General features: G+C 63.4%; 17 protein-coding genes. 8 read left to right on the plus strand and 9 right to left on the minus strand.

The window, feature by feature from the left end:
- Nucleotides 1-61 precede the first annotated feature (61 nt).
- From RHIBR816_RS0111100 to RHIBR816_RS0111110, 3 genes are all read right to left on the minus strand, one after another.
- Nucleotides 62-2,428, minus strand: a complete 2,367-nt coding sequence (locus RHIBR816_RS0111100) for a bifunctional diguanylate cyclase/phosphodiesterase (protein WP_018236611.1) — start codon at nucleotides 2,426-2,428, stop codon at nucleotides 62-64.
- Between the two features lie 239 nt (nucleotides 2,429-2,667).
- Nucleotides 2,668-3,282, minus strand: a complete 615-nt coding sequence (locus tag RHIBR816_RS0111105; RefSeq protein ID WP_018236612.1) for a 50S ribosomal protein L25/general stress protein Ctc — start codon at nucleotides 3,280-3,282, stop codon at nucleotides 2,668-2,670.
- Nucleotides 3,283-3,438: 156 nt separating this feature from the next.
- Nucleotides 3,439-4,653 carry a benzoate/H(+) symporter BenE family transporter gene (locus RHIBR816_RS0111110; RefSeq protein WP_084811047.1) on the minus strand — a complete coding sequence of 405 codons (1,215 nt, stop codon included), beginning with the start codon at nucleotides 4,651-4,653 and terminating at the stop codon, nucleotides 3,439-3,441.
- 194 nt (nucleotides 4,654-4,847) lie between these two features.
- Between RHIBR816_RS0111110 and RHIBR816_RS0111115 the strand changes: the two genes are divergently transcribed.
- The 4 genes from RHIBR816_RS0111115 (at nucleotide 4,848) to RHIBR816_RS0111135 (ending at nucleotide 9,049) form a co-directional block, all read left to right on the plus strand.
- Nucleotides 4,848-5,804 (plus strand): helix-turn-helix domain-containing protein, encoded by a 957-nt coding sequence (locus tag RHIBR816_RS0111115; protein ID WP_026186870.1) that lies wholly within the window; start codon nucleotides 4,848-4,850, stop codon nucleotides 5,802-5,804.
- Nucleotides 5,805-6,125: 321 nt separating this feature from the next.
- Complete coding sequence (gene adh / locus RHIBR816_RS0111125; protein ID WP_018236616.1) at nucleotides 6,126-7,634, plus strand: aldehyde dehydrogenase; 1,509 nt, start codon at nucleotides 6,126-6,128, stop codon at nucleotides 7,632-7,634.
- A 131-nt stretch (nucleotides 7,635-7,765) separates the two neighbouring features.
- Nucleotides 7,766-8,146 (plus strand): DUF779 domain-containing protein, encoded by a 381-nt coding sequence (locus tag RHIBR816_RS0111130; protein WP_018236617.1) that lies wholly within the window; start codon nucleotides 7,766-7,768, stop codon nucleotides 8,144-8,146.
- Between the two features lie 72 nt (nucleotides 8,147-8,218).
- A complete protein-coding gene (locus RHIBR816_RS0111135; protein WP_018236618.1) occupies nucleotides 8,219-9,049 on the plus strand; it encodes an oxaloacetate decarboxylase in 831 nt (276 codons plus the stop codon).
- Nucleotides 9,050-9,115: 66 nt separating this feature from the next.
- On the opposite strand, the gene RHIBR816_RS0111140 is transcribed toward RHIBR816_RS0111135, so the two are convergent.
- From RHIBR816_RS0111140 to lgt, 6 genes are all read right to left on the minus strand, one after another.
- Nucleotides 9,116-10,048 (minus strand): ribose-phosphate pyrophosphokinase, encoded by a 933-nt coding sequence (locus RHIBR816_RS0111140; protein WP_018236619.1) that lies wholly within the window; start codon nucleotides 10,046-10,048, stop codon nucleotides 9,116-9,118.
- A 203-nt stretch (nucleotides 10,049-10,251) separates the two neighbouring features.
- The gene (locus tag RHIBR816_RS0111145) at nucleotides 10,252-11,118 is read right to left on the minus strand and encodes a hypothetical protein (protein WP_018236620.1); all 867 of its coding nucleotides are present in this window, start codon (nucleotides 11,116-11,118) and stop codon (nucleotides 10,252-10,254) included.
- 99 nt (nucleotides 11,119-11,217) lie between these two features.
- The gene (locus RHIBR816_RS0111150; RefSeq protein WP_018236621.1) at nucleotides 11,218-12,369 is read right to left on the minus strand and encodes a Xaa-Pro peptidase family protein; all 1,152 of its coding nucleotides are present in this window, start codon (nucleotides 12,367-12,369) and stop codon (nucleotides 11,218-11,220) included.
- 1 nt (nucleotide 12,370) lies between these two features.
- Entirely contained in the window at nucleotides 12,371-13,165 is a 795-nt protein-coding gene (gene pgeF, locus RHIBR816_RS0111155) for a peptidoglycan editing factor PgeF (RefSeq protein ID WP_018236622.1), read from the minus strand.
- Nucleotides 13,166-13,376: 211 nt separating this feature from the next.
- On the minus strand, nucleotides 13,377-14,480 hold the full coding sequence (locus RHIBR816_RS0111160) for a class I SAM-dependent methyltransferase (RefSeq protein WP_018236623.1): 1,104 nt from the start codon (nucleotides 14,478-14,480) through the stop codon (nucleotides 13,377-13,379).
- A 12-nt stretch (nucleotides 14,481-14,492) separates the two neighbouring features.
- Nucleotides 14,493-15,338, minus strand: coding sequence for a prolipoprotein diacylglyceryl transferase (gene lgt, locus RHIBR816_RS0111165; protein ID WP_018236624.1), 846 nt, complete (start codon nucleotides 15,336-15,338; stop codon nucleotides 14,493-14,495).
- Nucleotides 15,339-15,523: 185 nt separating this feature from the next.
- Here lgt and RHIBR816_RS0111170 point away from each other — a divergent pair, with 185 nt between their 5' ends.
- The 4 genes from RHIBR816_RS0111170 (at nucleotide 15,524) to RHIBR816_RS0111185 (ending at nucleotide 18,116) form a co-directional block, all read left to right on the plus strand.
- Entirely contained in the window at nucleotides 15,524-15,811 is a 288-nt protein-coding gene (locus tag RHIBR816_RS0111170) for an accessory factor UbiK family protein (protein ID WP_018236625.1), read from the plus strand.
- 489 nt (nucleotides 15,812-16,300) lie between these two features.
- A complete protein-coding gene (locus RHIBR816_RS0111175) occupies nucleotides 16,301-16,801 on the plus strand; it encodes a YbjN domain-containing protein (protein WP_026186872.1) in 501 nt (166 codons plus the stop codon).
- Nucleotide 16,802: 1 nt separating this feature from the next.
- On the plus strand, nucleotides 16,803-17,621 hold the full coding sequence (proC, locus tag RHIBR816_RS0111180; protein WP_018236627.1) for a pyrroline-5-carboxylate reductase: 819 nt from the start codon (nucleotides 16,803-16,805) through the stop codon (nucleotides 17,619-17,621).
- 153 nt (nucleotides 17,622-17,774) lie between these two features.
- Nucleotides 17,775-18,116, plus strand: coding sequence for a tRNA-binding protein (locus RHIBR816_RS0111185; RefSeq protein WP_018236628.1), 342 nt, complete (start codon nucleotides 17,775-17,777; stop codon nucleotides 18,114-18,116).
- Nucleotides 18,117-18,136: the final 20 nt, after the last annotated feature.

Here is an 18,136-nt window from a genome sequence, read left to right on the forward strand (position 1 = left end):
AGCACTTTGAACCTGCGCATCGTGCTTTCCGAAAATCGGGTCCGATTTTCGGGCCGATGCGCTAGGCAGGAGCGCTGGCCTTGGCTTCGGATTCGTTCTCCAGCATGGCCAGCATATGGTCGATCGGCATCGGTCGGCTGAAGAGATAACCCTGACCATTATCCACACCGAGCTTGCGCAGAAGTTGCCACTGTTCTTTCGTCTCGATGCCCTCGGCTACGACCGTGCAACCCATCTGGTGCGAGATCGTCCGAATGCCCTTGATCAACATTCGGCTCTTGCGCCGCACGTCGGCGGCTCCGGAGCTCAATGAGCGGGTGAAGGACTGATCGACCTTGACGATATCGACCGGGAAGCGGTTGAGGTAGCTGAGCGACGAAAAGCCGGTGCCAAAATCGTCAAGGGCGATACGGCAGCCAAATTCATTCAGCTGTTTCAGGACGGCATGGACTTCCGGATTGTCGAGCATCAGCACCGCTTCGGTGATCTCTACGACGATGCGTTGTGGCGAAATGTGATGCTTGAGCAGGAGCGCGGCGAGCTTGTGGGGCAGCGTTACCTCGAACTGCAACGGCGAGAAGTTGACGGCGAGATAGGTGCTCTGGGTTCCGTCCAGGTCGGAAATTGCGGCGAGATGACGGATCGCCTTTTCCAGAACACGGTCGCCGATTCGGCCGATCGTGCCGGTCTCCTCGGCGATCCCGATGATCTTGCCCGGCGGCATCAGGCCTTTTTCCGGATGATTGAGGCGCATCAGCGCTTCGAAGCCGACGATCTGCCCGTCTCCGAGGCTTACGATCGGCTGCAGCCAGGCTTCGAACCAATCCTCCTTGAGGCCGGCCTCGATGCATTGTTCGATCTCATGGCGTTCGCGCGCGGCATCGAGCATGCCGGCATCGAAAACCTGCAGGCCATTCTTGCCGTCGCGCTTGCGCGCGTACATGGCCATGTCGGCCTTGAGCAGCAGGTCCGAGGCACCCGAGGCGTGGCTCGGGTAAACCGAAACGCCGACGCTGGCGCTGACGAAGAGTTCGTTGCCGGCGACCGGCATCGCTTCGTGCAACGCAGTGCAGATACTCTCGCCGATGTCGCTTGCCAGCGCCTCGACGTCCGTTGCGGCAATGAGAATGGCGAACTCGTCGCCGCCGAGCCGTGCGATCACGTCTTCGGGTCGAAGCGCCGCCTGGATACGCTCCACCGTCTGGCGCAGGACGGCGTCGCCGGCGGCGTGGCCGAAATTGTCGTTGATCCACTTGAAGCGGTCGAGATCGATGAACAGGCAGGCGAGTTGCATGCCGCATTGGTCGGCGCTCAGAATCGCCTCGTCGAGCGCGTTCTCGAAGCCTTGCCGGTTCAAAAGCCCGGTCAGGTGATCGGTGATTGCCTGGGCATGATTGCGGCTTTCGGCCTGTTTCAGGGCCGTGACGTCGGTCATCACCGACAGCGAGATCCCGCCGCCGCTCGTCTCCGTCTCCAGGATCAGCACGGTCATGAACGTGCCGTCGGCCTTGCGGAAGGGCAGGGTCAGGTCGCTGATGCCGTGACCATCGGCCGCTGCCGCTTTCGAGCGCAGGTGGTAGGCTTCGTCCCAGGAAGGGTCGATGAAATCGGTGAAGCTGCGTCCGATGACCTCGTCGCGGAGATAACCGGTCGCCAGCAACCAATAGTCGCTGACCGCGGTCAGCCGGCCCGCGGCGTCGAGGGAGAAGAGCATGGCCGGCGTCAGGTTGTAGGTTTCCGTCGCCCGGGCATGTGCGCTCTTCAACTCCTTTTCCTCACGTTCCAGCCGGTCCTGCATCACGTTGAAGTTGCCAGCCAGAGCGCCCATCTCGTCATCTGAATTCCAGTCGACCCGATGGCGCGATCCGAGGCGCCGGGTCGCTTCGACTGCAGCGGTCAGCCGCATCAGCGGCCGTACGACCATGAAGCGGTTGCCGATCAGCGCCGCCGCGAACACCGCTGCGACGGCAAAAAGAAGGATGCCGAGGATCGCCCACTCGTCCGTACTGAAGCGCAGTAGGAGGCCGGACGTAGGAACGACGACCGTCAGCGCGCCGACGGGCACGGGGCCTTTGACGCTATCGTAGGAAATGGCCGTTTCAAGGGACTTGCCGACTGCAGTTTCAGCGCTTCCCGAAGGCAGTGCGACAAGGACGTTTCCGGCAGTATCGCGAATCGTGACGGCGCGAATGTCGGTGGCATTTGCGAGCGAATGAGCGATCCGCTCGATGCCGTCCTGATCAAAGTCCCAGATCGGCTTGCCAAGCGCTTCGCCGCTTGCCTGCATCAGCAATTCGACGTTCTGCAGGCGCTCTCGTGCAAGGCGCTCGCTGGATATGGCGAGGAAGAGTGCCAACAGGGGCGCTACGAACACAAGCATCGCGCCGCAGACGATCGCAATAAACCGGTTCTCAACCGAGTGCATCATCGGATGCTCCCGATGACGGACGTCACCACTCTCAACATTCGGATACTCTGCACTGCCACGCTTTTTTCCCCGCGTGCAGAACATCATCAAAATCTTAAATGTTGCTGAAATTGCACGCCGAGATTTCATGAGGCGTGCCCGCGGCTCGTGTGTGGTGCAATATGGAATAAAAAAACCCGCCCCTGGGGTTGGGACGGGTTTCTCGAATGCTGCGACCGGAATGGGGCGTCAGCCGCGGATCAAGCTTCCGCTTCGCCCTCGGCTGCTTCTTCTTCGGCTTCAACTTCCTGCGCGCGGCCGGCGATCGTGGCGATCGTGAAGTCACGATCGGCGATGACCGGGGTCGCACCAGCCGGAAGCTTGACGTTCGAGATGTGGACCGTGTCGCCGATCTTGAGGCCGCTGAGATCGACGCTCAGGAACTCCGGAATGTTGTCGGCGGAAACGTTCAGTTCGACTTCGTGGCGAACGATGTTCAGCGTGCCGCCCTGCTTCAGGCCCGGGGACTTCTCTTCGTTCTCGAAGTGGACCGGAACCTGAACCGACACCTGGCTGCCCTTGGAGACGCGCAGGAAGTCGACATGCATGGTGAAGTCGCGAACCGGATCCAGCTGGTAGTCCTTCGGCAGGACGCGGATCTTCTCGCCATTGACGTCGATCGTCGCGACGGTGGTCATGAAACCGCCGGCGTGGATCTTCATCGTCACTTCCTTGGTGGAAAGTGCGATGGAAAGCGGGGCCTGCTTGTCACCGTAGATGACAGCCGGGATAAGACCGTTGCGGCGAAGTTCACGGGAGGACCCCTTACCAACCCGTTCGCGCGTCTCGGCCTTGAGCTCGTAAGTCTGGCTCATGGATAGACCTTTCTGGTTATTTGGAGAGTTCGTCCGCCACGGGCGGAAAAACTTGAAGCCGCGTGGCGGCCCCATCCGCGTTGCCTCCAAGGGTGTCTGCGCGGACGCCGGGTCCTTAGCGGAGAACCGGCCGAATTGCAAGGAGCGTAGCGCCTCTCAGCGTTGCCGCCTGGAAAAACGCGCCAACGCCAGCATGAGGCCGCCGGCAATCAAGCCCCAGAAAGCGCCGGAGACGCCGGCAAAGCTGACGCCGGACGCCGTGACGAGGAACGTGATGGCGGCGGCCTCCCGGGTCTGAGCCTCCGTGAAGGCGGCCACGGCGGAACTCGAGAAGGCGCCGATCAGCGCCAGGCCGGCGACGGCCTGGATCAGCACCGGTGGGGCCAAGCTGACGAAGGTGGTGACGGCGCCGGCGAGAAGGCCGAATAGAATGTAGGCGATCCCGGCGGTGATCGCCGACCAGTAGCGACGGCTGCGGTCCGGATGGGCGTCGGGGCCGGCACACATGGCCGCGGTAATCGCCGCCAGGTTGACGGCATGGCCGCCGAACGGTGCACTGAACAGGGAAAAGAGCCCGGTCGTTGCGAAGAGCGGGCCGGGATTTGGGTGATAGTCGTTGACCTTCAACACCGCGATGCCGGGAATGTTCTGCGACGCCATGGTGACGATGAAGAGCGGCAGGGCGATGCTGACCATCGCCGCCGCATTGAAGACCGGCGGGACGAGTTCAGCCCTAGGCACAAGAGCGGATGAAAATTGCGCAAAGACATTGTCCGGCATCTCGACGCCGAAAGCGATGACCAGCACGAAGGCGACAAGTGCGGCCGGCACGGCATAAAGCTTGTTGACGCTGCCGACGATCGCCCAGGCGAAGACGATCGGCAGGCCGAAGAGCGGGTTGAAGGCGATCGCCTTCACCGGCGCGAAACAGAGGCTCAGCAGCACACCGGCGAGCATCGCGTTGGCCAGAGCCGGCGGAATGGAAGAGACCATCCGACCGAGCGGCTTCCAGAGGCCGGCGGCGACGATCAGCAGGGCGCATACCAGAAAGGCGCCCACAGCGGCATTGAAGCCCCCCGGGGCGGCTCCCGATGTCGCCAACAGCGCTGCGCCGGGTGTCGACCAGGCGATGCTGACCGGAAGCCGTGTGGCGATGCTGATGACGATCGCGCAGACGCCCATGGAAATGGAGAGCGCCATCAGGCCCGAGGCCGCCTGGGCCTCCGTGGCGCCGACGCCGGCGAGGCCATGCAGAACGACGGCGAAGGAGCTTGCGAAGCCGACAAAGGCGATCAGCACGCCCATGAAGAGGCTTTGGACGGAGAAATCACGAAGCATGGCGGACAACCGGATGTTGCGGGCGAGTCGCAGGAACCGGCTCTAGCATATTGGCAGCCGTGTCGATACCGCAGGCCGGCGTATCGGCGGAGGACGGGGCCGCACGACCTTCGTCTGGCTAGACCGGCCGGTCAACCTCAGCCTATAGTGACGGCCGACGCGGCGCCGAACCTGGGATCGGCCCCCCCGCGATCCAACGCCGGAGGACGCTTTCAGGGAGGGGGCGAATGCCTGCAGTCAGGGAGCATACGGAACACGTCTACAAGACCGCGCAACAGCCGTCAGCAGGCGTCAGCTCACCGGTCGCCGCCTCGTGGCGGCGTTGCATGACCCTGCACGGTCTTGCGCCCGAGGAGGCGCGTCTGCCATGGCGCCTCTCGGATGGCGAGTTCCTGCAGGCGCGCGAACGCTCCGGGGTGCTGATTGCGGAAGCCGTCGGGGAACTCGACCGGCTGTTCGCCGTCATCGTCAAGGCCGGATGCTGCCTGTTGCTCACCGACGAGAAGGGGGTTGCGCTCGAGCGCCGCGGGGCAGGCGGGGACGATGCGGATTTTCGCGGCGTCGGCCTGTGGTCGGGCGCCGTGTGGAGCGAGGCGAGCGTCGGCACCAACGGCATCGGCACGGCGATCGCCGACGAGCGCCCGGTCATCATTCATCGCGACCAGCACTTCCTCAGCCGCAATATCGGCTTGAGCTGCGCGACAGCGCCAATCCGCGACGAAACCGGGCGCCTTGCCGCGGCGCTCGATATTTCCACTTGCCGCGACGACGCCTCGGAAGGGACGCTGTCGATCCTCTCGCAGGCGGTGCGCGATGCGGCTGCCCGTATCGAGGCCAACCTGTTCCGCCGGGCCTTTGCGGAGGCGCGGATCGTGCTTGTCCCGGTCGATCGACAAGGGCCGGCTCTGCTTGCCGTCGACCGTGATGATCTCGTGCTTGGCGCGACGCGAGCGGCAAGGCAGTGGCTCGGGCTCGACGACAAGCGCATCGCCGCCGGCATTCCGGCCACCGACCTGCTGCAGGAGGGGGCTCCCGGCGAGGGCGCCGAATTGCCGGACGCCGAGCGGGCGGCCCTGCGCCGCGTGCTGTCGCGCACCAACGGCAATGTGTCGATGGCCGCCGACCTTCTCGGGATCAGCCGCGCGACGCTCTATCGGAAAATGAAGCGGCTTTCGCTGAATTGAGTTTTCTCGAGAATGGCCCTCTCTTCGGCTTTAATCCGAGGACTAGCCGCATGCGGGGAGAGGGGACTTGGGCGGCGGCATCGTCCCTTCGCCCCGCTGGCGGGGAGAAGGTCGCGGCAGCGGGATGAGGGCGCCGCCACGCACGAAAATCCTTCTCCATCAGGCCATCGCTGCACTGCAGCATGACAGGCAAAGCCGACCTGTCTCAATTCTGAAACAGATGGCGAAGCGGGATGCCGCGGCACTCTACCGCAAATCCCCATCCGGCTTCACTCTCCTTCCACAGCAAATTGGAGTGCTGTTTTTCTAAGGGAGGAAGCCATGCTGCATCAGAAAATTCTCGACAACCCGTTCAAGCACAAATACGGAAACTTCATCGGCGGCGAGTGGCGCGAACCGGTCGCCGGCCGCTATTTCGACAATACTACGCCCGTCACCGGCGGCTCGCTCTGCCAGATCGCCCGTTCAGATGCGGCCGATATCGAGCTCGCGCTTGATGCCGCCCATGCCGCCAAGGAGAAGTGGGGCCGGACCTCGACGACGGAACGTTCCAACATCCTGATGAAGATCGCGGCGCGGATGGAGGACAATCTCGAACTCCTGGCGCGCGCCGAGACCTGGGACAACGGCAAACCGATCCGCGAGACGATGGCCGCCGACATTCCGTTGGCGATCGACCATTTCCGCTATTTCGCCGCCTGCATCCGTGCCCAGGAAGGCTCGATCGGCGAGATCGATCACGATACGGTCGCCTATCATTTCCACGAGCCGCTCGGCGTCGTCGGCCAGATCATTCCCTGGAACTTCCCGATCCTGATGGCCGCCTGGAAGGTGGCGCCGGCGCTTGCCGCCGGCAACTGCGTCGTCCTGAAGCCGGCCGAGCAGACGCCGGCCTCGATCCTCGTGCTCGCCGAACTGATTGCCGACCTGTTGCCGCCGGGTGTGCTCAACATCGTCAACGGCTTCGGGCTCGAGGCCGGCAAGCCGCTGGCGACCAGCCCGCGCATCGCCAAGATCGCCTTTACCGGAGAGACGACGACCGGACGGCTGATCATGCAATATGCCAGCCAGAACCTCATCCCCGTGACGCTCGAGCTCGGCGGCAAGTCGCCGAACATCTTCTTTGCCGACGTGCTCAACGAGGACGACGACTATTTCGACAAGGCGCTCGAAGGCTTCGCCATGTTTGCGCTCAACCAGGGCGAGGTCTGCACCTGCCCGAGCCGTGTCCTGGTCCAGGAAAGCATCTACGACCGCTTCATCGAGCGGGCGGTAAAGCGGGTGGAGGCGATCCGGCAGGGCAATCCGCTCGACAGCGCGACGATGATCGGCGCCCAGGCGTCCGGCGAGCAGCTTGAGAAGATCCTCTCCTATATCGACATTGGCAAGCAGGAGGGGGCCGAGGTCCTCATCGGCGGCGGGCGCAACGTGCTCGAAGGCGACCTCTCCGGCGGCTACTATGTCAAGCCGACAGTGTTCCGCGGGCACAACAAGATGCGCATCTTCCAGGAGGAAATCTTCGGGCCGGTCGTGTCGGTGACGACCTTCAAGACCGAGGACGAGGCGCTCGAGATCGCCAATGACACGCTCTACGGCCTCGGCGCCGGGGTCTGGAGCCGCGATGCCAACCGCTGCTACCGCTTCGGCCGCGAGATTCAGGCCGGTCGCGTCTGGACCAATTGCTACCATGCCTATCCGGCGCATGCCGCCTTTGGCGGCTACAAGCAATCGGGCATCGGCCGCGAGACGCACAAGATGATGCTCGACCATTACCAGCAGACCAAGAACATGCTGGTGAGCTACAGCCCGAAGGCGCTCGGCTTCTTCTGATCCCGGCCCAAGAGTTCGAGCGGGGATGAGAGTGGGGGACCGCTCAAATTTCCCATCCCGCTCGTGCCGGCGATCCTCCCGGCAGGCTCCCGGTGTTTCACCGGGAGCCATCGGCGTCCTGGAAGGAGGGAATGATGACGGAAACCAATGGCGAGCCGCGGGTGCTTGCGACCGATGCCGCGATCGAACTCATCCGCGAAATCCGCCGCGATCATCCGGATATCCTGTTTCACCAGTCGGGCGGCTGCTGCGACGGCTCGTCGCCGATGTGCTACCCGGCGGATGACTACATCGTCGGCGACAACGACGTGAAGCTCGGCGAAATCGATGGCGTGCCGGTCTATATCAGCGCCAGCCAGTTCGAAGTCTGGAAGCATACGCAACTCATCATCGACGTGGTGCCGGGAAGAGGCGGGATGTTCTCGCTCGACAATGGCCGCGAGAAGCGCTTCCTCACGAGGTCGCGTCTCTTCGGCGGCGGCGAGGCTTGTGCGGTACCGATCCAGCGCTGATCCGTCGAATTTGAGTGTTCCGCTTTTGTTCGATAAATGCTATCTCTCGCCATAGTCTGCGAGAGGTGACGCATGGACAATCAGGCGAGCAAGCATCAGACCTTCCGTGCATTGCACGAGCGACCGGGGTCTTTCGTTATGCCCAATCCTTGGGATGCCGGCTCTGCACGCATCCTCACGGCGCTTAGGTTCGAGGCTTTGGCTACGACGAGCGCCGGTTTCGCCTTCTCCATCGGCAGGCGGGATTCGGCAGCGGCAATCTCGCGCGATGCGATCCTGCAGAATGCCAGAAATATCGTCGAAGCGACCGATCTGCCCGTGTCGGCCGACTTGGAGGACGGTTTTGGCGCCAATCCGCAGGACTGTTCCACGACGGTTTCGATGGCGGCGGAGGTTGGTCTCGTCGGTGGTTCTATTGAAGACGCCACCGGCGATCCGGACGACCCAATTTTCGAGTTTGGTTTGGCCGTGGAACGAATTGCCGCCGCTGCTGAAGCGGCCCGCAAGCACCCTTTCATTTTGACCGCGCGGGCGGAAAACTTCCTGCATGGGCGACCTGATCTGGACGATACGATCCGGCGCCTTGTTGCATTCGAGGAGGCTGGTGCGGACGTTCTTTACGCCCCTGGGCTGCCAAGTCTCGAGGCGATCCGAACGGTCTGCTCTTCCGTCAGGCGACCGGTCAACGTCGTCATGGGCCTGACCGGGCAAATTTTTACGGTCAAGGAACTGCAGGAGGCCGGCGTCAAGCGTATCAGTGTCGGAGGCTCCTTCGCCCGGGCAGCGCTTGGCGCGCTGGTGCGTGCCGCACGGGAGGTCAGGGAGCACGGCACCTTCACCTATTCGAGCGATGCGATGCCCGCTGGCGAAGCGGCGTCATATATGCTGGACGAAAAAAGATAACCGGCCGGCCGCATTTAAGCGCGGCCAGCGCCAACTTTCGAGAGACCGTTGGCCCGGTATGGAACCTCAGTCAAAGAGGCTCGAGACCGATTCTTCCTGGCTGGTGCGGCTGATCGCTTCGCCGATCAGGCCGGCGGTCGAGATGACGCGAACATTGTGTGCCGATTGCACGGCCGTCGTCGGCTGAATGGAGTCGGTGATCACCAGTTCCTTCAGCATCGAGGAGGTGACGCGGGCGACCGCGCCGCCGGAGAGCACGCCGTGCGTGATATAGGCGGTGACGCTGGTGGCGCCGTTCTTGAGCAGCGCCTCGGCGGCGTTGCAGAGCGTGCCGCCGGAATCGACGATGTCGTCGATCAGGATGCAATCCTTGCCGTGGACGTCACCGATGACGTTCATCACCTCCGATTCGCCGGGGCGATCGCGACGCTTGTCGACGATCGCCAGCAGACAGTCGAGGCGCTTGGCAAGCGCGCGGGCGCGGACGACGCCGCCGACGTCCGGCGACACGACCGTGACGTTCTTGAGGTCGTAGTTCTCCTTGACGTCGCGCGCCAGGATCGGCACCGCGTAGAGATTGTCGGTCGGGATATCGAAGAAGCCCTGGATCTGGCCGGCGTGGAGGTCGAGGGTGAGAACGCGGTCGGCGCCTGCTTCGGTGATGAGGTTGGCGACCAGCTTGGCGGAAATCGGCGTGCGCGGTCCGGGCTTGCGGTCCTGCCGGGCGTAGCCGAAATAGGGGAGCACGGCGGTGATGCGGCGGGCCGAGGATCGGCGGACGGCGTCGATCATGATGAGCAGTTCCATCAGATGATCGTTTGTCGGGAAGGACGTCGACTGGACGATGAACACATCCTCGCCGCGCACGTTCTCGCCGATCTCGACGAAGATTTCCTGGTCGGCGAAGCGCCGCACCGTGGCTTTGCCGAGCGGCAGATTGAGATAGTTGCAGATCGCTTCGGCCAGCAGCCGGTTCGAATTGCCTGCGAAAACCTTCATAGACGGTCCGCCTTGAGCTGGCGCGGCCACCGTCCGGTGCAGTCCGGGTCTGGATTGTCCGCGCAGATTCCCTGAGCCATTCCGATCGCGGGCAATCGCTGCGATGGCCGCTGTCAGAGCTGATCGGCCGCTTTTTAGCGTCCTTGAAGGTGAATGCAAGGGGATTGCTGCGCCGCAGCGCCTATTATCCTAAAAACTTTGCGTCAACCGGGCTGGGAACGGCGCCATTCGAGGTAGGCGTCGATCGTCTTGCTGGCGATTGCCTGCATTGTTTCGGGCGGCACGGCACTCCACGGCTCGGCGGCGCTGCTTGTCACCGAGTCCTGTCCCTGGATGCGGTGCAGGCGGTTGCCGCTGCCGTCCAGGACGTCCCAGACATAGACGACCGTCGTCTTGCCGCCGTCGTTGAGCGCCGAAAAATAGCCCTTGAGGATATGGTTGCTCGTGGTGTCGCTGGAACTCTTGATGGTAAGCCCTTGCGCCCGAGCCGAGGCGCCGAGCTGTTTCGACAGCGGCGTGACCGCCTGAACCGGAGCGCCGATGATCGGCAGGAAGCGAATGCCGCCTGAGCCGGTCGCTGCGGCAGCCGGCGAAGCGGCGGCCTGTTTCGTTTCTTCCGGTGCGCTTGCGACGTCAGGCTGCGCAGGCGGCTCTGCGGTTTCTTCCTCGGACGGCGCCGTACTTTCTGCCTGCGGCGTCGGATTTTCTGCCTGCACCGGCTGGGGCTGCATCGTCTGCACCGGTGCCGCGCCCTCGGCGAGGCGGTTTGCCTGGCCTTCAAGGGTACCGGCGGGATCCGTATAATCGGTGTGGCCGGCCGCGTATTGTGTCGGCGGACTGGAAACATTCGGCTGCGCCGCGAAGGCGGCGGTGCGGTTTGCCGGCACGCTTTCCACCGGCATCACCGCCGTCTGCGTGGACATGGCTTCCAGGTCGGACTGCGTCACCGGTGGCGAGCGGAAGGTGCCGCCGCCCACGTCCACTTGCGGGATCAAGGCGTCCGTGGTGTTGCAGCCGGCAAGGGCTGCGGCAAGGCCAAGGCTTGCGATAGGCATGATCTGCTTACGCATCGTTCCCACCGTCTGGCTCGATCTCGGCGAGGCCGGCGGCCGGAAAACCGGCTGCCGCGCTTCTGCTCACTTCTCGCCGGAAAGCATAGGACGATTTCCTTACGCAGATATGAAGTCCAGTCCGTAGCGCGACAAAGGCCTCGGGCTCTCGGTGGTCGTCAGATAGGTCTGGCCAAGCGTCATGGCCGCCCCGCTGTCGGAGTCCATGATGATCATGTGCACGAAGAGCGACATGTCCGGCTCGATCTCCTGCGGGTTGCCGACGTGGAACATCTGGTGTTCCATCCAGGAGGGCGAGAAGCGGGCGCCGAGCGAATACCCGCAGGCGTTCAGGCGATGGCGAGCGAGACCGCGCTCGTCCATGATCTTCGCATGGACGTCGAAGACCGTTCCGAAGGTGTTGCCTGGCCGGAGCACCATCTCGATCGCCTGGATCGTCTCGCGGCAGGCGCTGTAGAGCTCGCGGTGGCGGTTGGTGGGTTCGCCGATCACGATCGTGCGCATCATCGCCGCATGGTAGTGCGCGCTGACGCCCGCCCATTCGAGCGTGAGCTGGTCATTGGCATCGAGCGAGCGCCGGCCGGCCTTGTACCGGCAGAGCAGCGCATCGGCGCCGGAGCCGATGATGAATTCGTTGGCTGGGTAGTCGCCTCCGCCGGCAAAGACGGCGCCCTGCATGGCGGCGAGGATGTCGGCCTCGCTGCCGCCCGGGCGGATCAGCGGCAAGGCCGCGTCGAGCGCATCGTCGGCAAGGCTCGCGGCCTTCTCGACATGGGCGATCTCGGCCGGGCTCTTGACGAGGCGCAGGCGGCTGACAAGCATCGATGCGTCAAGCAACTCGCCGAATGTGGAGAGTTGATTGTCGACGAGGCGCGCCGTCCTGCCGGTCATGCCATGCGTGTCGTATTCGACGCCAATGCGGCAGCCGAGCAGGTCGAGCTCGCTCAAAAGGTTCTTGAGGTCCATGGCGGGGTCGGCGTTGACGCGGTCCACCCAGATCTCGATGCGCTCAATGTTGGAGGTGTGGCGCGCCTGACGCAGATCGGCCGAACGCGTGAGCAGCACCATCGAGCCGTCCTGCTTGACGACGAGCGTCTGGAAGAAGCAATAGCCGAACGTATCGTAACCGGTCAGCCAGTACATGCTCTCCTGCGCGAAGAGGAGGATGGCATCGAGCCTTTCTTCCTGCATCCTGGCCGTAAGCCGCGCCAGGCGCGATGCATATTCCTCTTCGGCGAAGTGAAGCGCCATATCAAGCCTCCCGTATGCATATTGCGGATATCTGCCGCCCGTAGTCGGGTTCCTGCCGGTGCGTGGTGCGGCGATAGGAGAAGAAGCGGTCCTCGTCGGCATAGGTGCATATGTCGAGGTTTTCCGCCGTCACACCGGCATCCATGAGCCGCCGGACCGTCAGGCCCGGCAGGTCGAACAGGGCATGGCCGTTGCGGCCAGAGGGACTGAAGAAGGATCCGTAGCTGTCGTCGGCCGCCAGGAAGCGTTCGACGAATTCGGGGCCGACCTCGTAGTGCTGGCGGCTGATCGATGGTCCGAGACAGGCGACGATGCGCTTCCGGCTGGCGCCGAGCGAGACCATTGCGTCGATCGTGCTTTCGAGCACGCCGCCGAGCGCTCCCTTCCAACCGGCATGGGCGGCGCCGATGACGCGCGCCTGGCGGTCGGCGAAGAGCACCGGGCCGCAATCGGCCGAAAGGACGCCGAGGACGATCCCCGGCGTCGCCGTCGCCAGCGCATCGGCATCCGGACGCGCGCCGTCGTAGCTGTCGTCGACGATGATTGCATCGGGGGAATGGATCTGATGAACCGTTGCAAGACGTCGCGGCTCGGCGTTGAACCAGCGGGCGACCCGGGCGCGGTTCTCGCCGACGCGTTCGCGATCGTCATGGGAGCCGAGGCCGACATTGAGGCCGCGATAAATGCCCTCGGAAACGCCGCCCTGGCGGGTGAAGTAGCCATGGTCAATCTCCGGCCCCGCCTCGGCGCCGAAGAGCGGACTCTGCACGGGTGAAAGCGAGGCGTCGTCCTGCATTCGGTGTTCTCGCCCTTGTATTTACTTGGTTTCGTTGGATTGAGGGCGCGTCCGGCCCGATGATTCCGGCTGATTTGCCGGGCGATGTTGGCCCGGCGGGCCGGGGCTGTCAATCGTGGAGCATCGAGACGGCGTCCCGCCCGCGCCGGCAATTCCCCTTCGAGAACCGCAACGAAATGGGGTGGCGGAGCGAGATCGCGCTGCGTATGTGCTACCGGACCTTCTTCCGGAACGGCGCCAAAGTCACTTCCGGACTGCTGACGACCAGGACCTTGAACAGTTCGCCCATATTTCCGGCGCCGGCACCGGCAAGTCGCTCGACATCGTCACGGATACTTTCCTGAGTCGCCATATCCTTGTCGCGGCCGAGAGCCGCAGCACGGTCCAGCAAGCCGAGGCCGACCAGGAAGTCGCCCTGGTGGGCGAGGCCGCTCACCTGCAGGCCCTCCACCTTGGCGCGCAGCGCCAGTTGCTCGAAGTCCACATGGCTGGTGAGGTCGGCCCGCCCCGGATGGGCAAGCGGGGGATCGTAGTGGTGGTCGCGGACGGCCTGCAGCGTATCACCGTAGCCGGTCGAAAGATGGCCGTAGTCGATCAGGATCGCCGTGCCGCCATTGACGCGGAGACGCTCGCAAAGCGCTGCCATCACCGCGTCGCGTGCTGGAGCGATCTCGAAGATCGTGCCTTCGGCGACTGATTGCGCCGGCGTCGGCAGCAGGGACGGATCGATGCCAGCCACACCGGCGGCGAAGGCCAGTTCGTCGTCGGCATCGAGCCCGATCATGCGTTCCCGGAACCCCTGTGCGGTTCGCACGAACTGGCGAATCGGGATCGCGTCGAAAAGCTCGTTCGCGGCGAGAAGCAGGAAGCCGGAGGGCAAGCTTTCGAAACTTGCGTGCCAATGCACCTTGCCTTCATGGGCGGCGAGCGTTTCAGCCTGAATCTTGCGCAGCCTTTCGCTGGTCTCGACGAGATGAACATTGGCGGCGGCATAGAGATCGGGCGCCAGGCGCGCGACGACCCGCAGGATATCCGACATCATCGTGCCGCGGCCCGGCCCGATTTCGGCAATGGTCGCGTGCATCGGCGAGCCATGCTCCTGCCAGGCGTGAACCAGGAATATGCCGATCATTTCCCCGAAGAGCTGGCTGATCTCCGGCGCCGTCGTAAAGTCGCCGGTCGGTCCGAAGGGCTCGCGAACGCGATAATAGCCGTGCTGCGGATCGGCGAGGCAGAGGGAAAAATAATCGGTGACGCTGATCGGCCCGTTGGTCCTTATCAGCGCCTTGATCTTGTCGGCGAGAGGATTCGTCATGCACCCGTCCAGTTATGCGGCGGCGGCTGCCGCCCTGCGCGCCCGCGCAATGGCCCATAGTCCGACCAAAGCCATCGGCAGCGAAAGCACCATGCCCATGGTCAGCCAGCCGCCGGCAAGATAGCCGATCTGCGCGTCCGGTTCGCGGAAGAATTCGACGAAAATACGGCTTGCGGCGTAACCGCAGACAAAGATGCCGGTGACGAAGCCGGGCGTCCTCAAGGCTTTGCGTCGATAAACCAAATAGGCAAGCACAGCGAGCAGCAGAAGGCCCTCGAGAAGGGCCTCGTAGAGCTGGCTCGGGTGGCGCGGGAAAGGCCCCCCGGTCGGGAAGACGACCGCCCAGGGCATCGATGACAGCCGCCCCCAGAGTTCGCCGTTGATGAAATTGGCGATACGGCCGAAGAAGAGGCCGATCGGCACGACGGCCGCCACGACGTCGAGCAGGCTCCAGATGGGGATGGCGTTCCTGCGGGCAAACAGAATAATGGCCAAAGTGGTGCCAAGAAGCCCGCCGTGGAACGACATGCCTCCGTTCCAGATCTCGACGGCGCGGATCGGGTCTTGCAGCACCGAGGCGAGGTCGTAGAAGAGGGTGTAGCCGAGGCGTCCGCCAAGCACGATGCCACCGGCCGCCCAGAGCAGGAAATCATCGAGCTGCGTCAGGTTGACGGGGGGGGCGTCGCTGCGCCAAAGCGCGGGTTTCTGGACCATGCGCCGGGCGTAGAGCCAGCCGAGCAGGATGCCGGCGACATAGGCGAGGCCATACCAGTGCACGGCGAGCGGCCCGATCGTGAAGATCACGGGATCGATTTCGGGGAAGGGGAGAATGGCAAGGCGGCTTGCAAGTGTTTCCAAGGTCTTCTCTCATACCGGCCGATTGGTTGGGCGGAACATGACGATCGAAACCGGCGGGGTCAAGCTGCCGGCCCGGTCTTCAGGTCGTAGGCTCTTATTTTCCTTGCATCCTTGCCCGGACGACCCTACCTGAAATCGACAAAGCACGCCGCATGTAGTGCGGGAGTGAAACGGAGACAAATACGATGAGCACAGGGCCCAATCGCATTCTCGATGATCTGGCCAAGCTTATGACGGATGCTGCCGGTGCGGCCCAGGGTGTGCGGCGGGAGGTTGAAACGGCCTTTCGGGCGCAGGCCGAAAGCTGGCTGAATTCGCTCGACGTGGTGAAGCGCGAGGAGTTCGAGGCCGTCAAGGAGATGGCCGCCAAGGCGCGCGAAGAAAACGACGCTTTGCTCGCGCGCATCGCGGCGCTGGAAGCCCGCCTCGGCACGGCAGGACAGGCAGGCGCGGACGTTACGACCGGCAAATAGCTGTAGAAGGTCGCCCCCAGCGGGCGCAACGACTTGGAATCTTGCCTTTGAGCCGCCATGCCGACGGCTCAAGCGCCACCGGAATCTGGCGATTTCCGTGGCCGGCCGACTCGCGAGCCGGTGATTTGCGTCGCAATCGCTGCTTCAGCCTCAGGGTTAATGAAAGCTGAAAAGTTTTCCACCTGTGGACACTGCCAAAAAACCCTTATCGCAGAGTCGTTTAAGCATCCGCGCTGAATCGAAATCCTAAGGCGACGAGAGTTCTTCCCTGCAATTTTTCGGTTCAGGGGCTGGCAGGGTGACTCTGCCGTTATACACTGATTTTAAATGATGATTCGAAACGGGCCACGCAAGCTCCGGGCAGGGTAAGTAAGCCAGGATAGTCGCAGGTCCAGCAATCATAGTGTGTCGGTATCCGGTGTCGGGTTTGCAGCGTTGCGTCTTGTGAACGCGATCTTGCGCGCCTGCGCCGTGCCTTTAGGGTGATGCATGAGCCTTTTGGAAATGGAAGTCGAGCGCCAGTCCAACCCGGTCGATATGATCGAGTTCGTCGCCGCCAACAATGACTGGTCTTTCGAGCGGTCCGGCGAAGACGAGATCGCCATGACGGTCGAAGGCCGGTGGGCGGACTATCATGTTTCCTTTTCCTGGATGGAGGAATTCGAGGCGCTGCATCTCGCCTGCGCCTTCGACATCAAGGTTTCGGAAAGCCGCGTCAACGAGGTGATCCGCCTGCTCTCGCAGATCAACGGTCAGGTGCTGATGGGGCATTTCGATCTCTGGCGCCAAGAAGAGGTCATCATCTTCAGGCAATCTCTCTTGCTTGCCGGTGGCGCCGAGCCGACGAACCGGCAGGTGGAAGTGTTGTTGTCGAGCGCGCTCGATGCCTGCGAAACCTATTTCCAGGCGTTCCAGTTCGTCGTCTGGTCCGGCATGGACGCGCAGCGCGCCGTCGATGCCGTCCTGTTCGCGACCGTTGGGGAGGCATGAGATGAGCATCGCCGTTTCCGGTCCCATCGTTCTTGTCGGTGCCGGCAATATGGGCGGCGCCATGCTCGGCGGCTGGATCAAGAGCGGCGTCAGCGGTGGTGATGTCCTCGTCATCGATCCAGGACCGCCTCCGGCGATGGCGAAATTGATCGCTGACAATGGCGTGGGCCATGCGGCCACCGCACCCGGAGGCGTCCAGGCGGGTGTGGTCTTTCTGGCCGTGAAGCCGCAGGTCATGGAGGCGGCGCTGCCGCCGCTCAAAGGACTCGTCGGCCCCGACACGGTGATCGTTTCCGTCGCGGCCGGCAAGACGCTCGGTTTTATCGAGCACCATCTCGGCGAAGCGGCGGTCGTGCGGGCGATGCCGAACACGCCGGCGATGATCGGCCGCGGCGTCACGGGCGCTTTCGCCAACGTCCGCGTGACCGAAAAGCAACGCGCGCTCGTTCATGATCTCCTGAAGGTCAGCGGGCCGGTCGAATGGGTTGCCACCGAAGCCGACATCGATACAGTGACTGCGGTTTCCGGAAGCGGACCGGCCTACGTCTTCTATCTCGTCGAGTGCATGGCGGAGGCGGGGCGAAAGCTCGGCCTCGAGGCGGACCTTGCCATGCGGCTCGCTCGGGAAACCGTCGCGGGGGCTGGTGAGCTCCTACATCAGTCCCCCGACGACGCCGCACGGTTGCGCCAGAACGTCACGTCGCCGGGTGGCACCACCGCCGCGGCTCTCGCAATCCTGATGGCGGACGATGGCATGCAGCCGCTTTTCGACCGGGCCATCGCGGCTGCGCGCACGCGCGCCGAAGAACTTGCCGGCTAAGGCACGCGCGCGACCATCGGACCAAGACATTCCGCTTTGGGTGTCTGCGCGGCTGGCGCCGATCGCTCGCGGCAGTCGAAAACGTCGCACTCTGTGACGAGAGCCGGGCGCGGTCGGATCTTCTTCAAAGCGCCAATATACCGAGGGATTGTGATGTCGGACGTCATTGAGTTTGCCGATTTCGAACGAGTCGATATTCGCGTCGGCACAATCGTCGAGGCCGAGGTCTTTCCCGAGGCGCGCAAGCCCGCCTTCAAACTGAGGATCGACTTCGGTCCGGAGATCGGCATAAGAAAGTCGTCGGCCCAGATCACTGTGCACTACAGGCCGGAGGACCTTATCGGCCGGCAGGTACTGGGCGTGGTCAATTTCCCGCCGCGCCAGATCGGCCCTTTCCGCTCCGAAGTTCTGACGCTCGGCTTTGCAGACGAAGAGGGCGCGATTGTACTGGCCGCGACTGACAAGCCGGTTCCGAATGGCAGAAAGCTGATGTGAGGCGACATGATGTTCGAGAC

Source organism: Ensifer sp. BR816, from assembly GCF_000378985.1.
Classification (GTDB): Bacteria; Pseudomonadota; Alphaproteobacteria; order Rhizobiales; family Rhizobiaceae; genus Sinorhizobium.

What these genes read in the sequence shown, in the direction of transcription:
- RHIBR816_RS0111100 (WP_018236611.1), bottom strand. Translation starts at nt 2,428, where the DNA reads ATGATGCACTCGGTTGAGAACCGGTTTATTGCGATCGTCTGCGGCGCG.
- pgeF (WP_018236622.1), bottom strand. Translation starts at nt 13,165, where the DNA reads ATGCAGGACGACGCCTCGCTTTCACCCGTGCAGAGTCCGCTCTTCGGC.
- RHIBR816_RS0111185 (WP_018236628.1), top strand. Translation starts at nt 17,775, where the DNA reads ATGTCGGACGTCATTGAGTTTGCCGATTTCGAACGAGTCGATATTCGC.
- RHIBR816_RS0111130 (WP_018236617.1), top strand. Translation starts at nt 7,766, where the DNA reads ATGATGACGGAAACCAATGGCGAGCCGCGGGTGCTTGCGACCGATGCC.
- RHIBR816_RS0111170 (WP_018236625.1), top strand. Translation starts at nt 15,524, where the DNA reads ATGAGCACAGGGCCCAATCGCATTCTCGATGATCTGGCCAAGCTTATG.
- RHIBR816_RS0111105 (WP_018236612.1), bottom strand. Translation starts at nt 3,282, where the DNA reads ATGAGCCAGACTTACGAGCTCAAGGCCGAGACGCGCGAACGGGTTGGT.
- RHIBR816_RS0111135 (WP_018236618.1), top strand. Translation starts at nt 8,219, where the DNA reads ATGGACAATCAGGCGAGCAAGCATCAGACCTTCCGTGCATTGCACGAG.
- RHIBR816_RS0111115 (WP_026186870.1), top strand. Translation starts at nt 4,848, where the DNA reads ATGCCTGCAGTCAGGGAGCATACGGAACACGTCTACAAGACCGCGCAA.
- RHIBR816_RS0111150 (WP_018236621.1), bottom strand. Translation starts at nt 12,369, where the DNA reads ATGGCGCTTCACTTCGCCGAAGAGGAATATGCATCGCGCCTGGCGCGG.
- RHIBR816_RS0111175 (WP_026186872.1), top strand. Translation starts at nt 16,301, where the DNA reads ATGAGCCTTTTGGAAATGGAAGTCGAGCGCCAGTCCAACCCGGTCGAT.
- RHIBR816_RS0111160 (WP_018236623.1), bottom strand. Translation starts at nt 14,480, where the DNA reads ATGACGAATCCTCTCGCCGACAAGATCAAGGCGCTGATAAGGACCAAC.
- adh (WP_018236616.1), top strand. Translation starts at nt 6,126, where the DNA reads ATGCTGCATCAGAAAATTCTCGACAACCCGTTCAAGCACAAATACGGA.
- RHIBR816_RS0111145 (WP_018236620.1), bottom strand. Translation starts at nt 11,118, where the DNA reads ATGCGTAAGCAGATCATGCCTATCGCAAGCCTTGGCCTTGCCGCAGCC.
- proC (WP_018236627.1), top strand. Translation starts at nt 16,803, where the DNA reads ATGAGCATCGCCGTTTCCGGTCCCATCGTTCTTGTCGGTGCCGGCAAT.
- RHIBR816_RS0111140 (WP_018236619.1), bottom strand. Translation starts at nt 10,048, where the DNA reads ATGAAGGTTTTCGCAGGCAATTCGAACCGGCTGCTGGCCGAAGCGATC.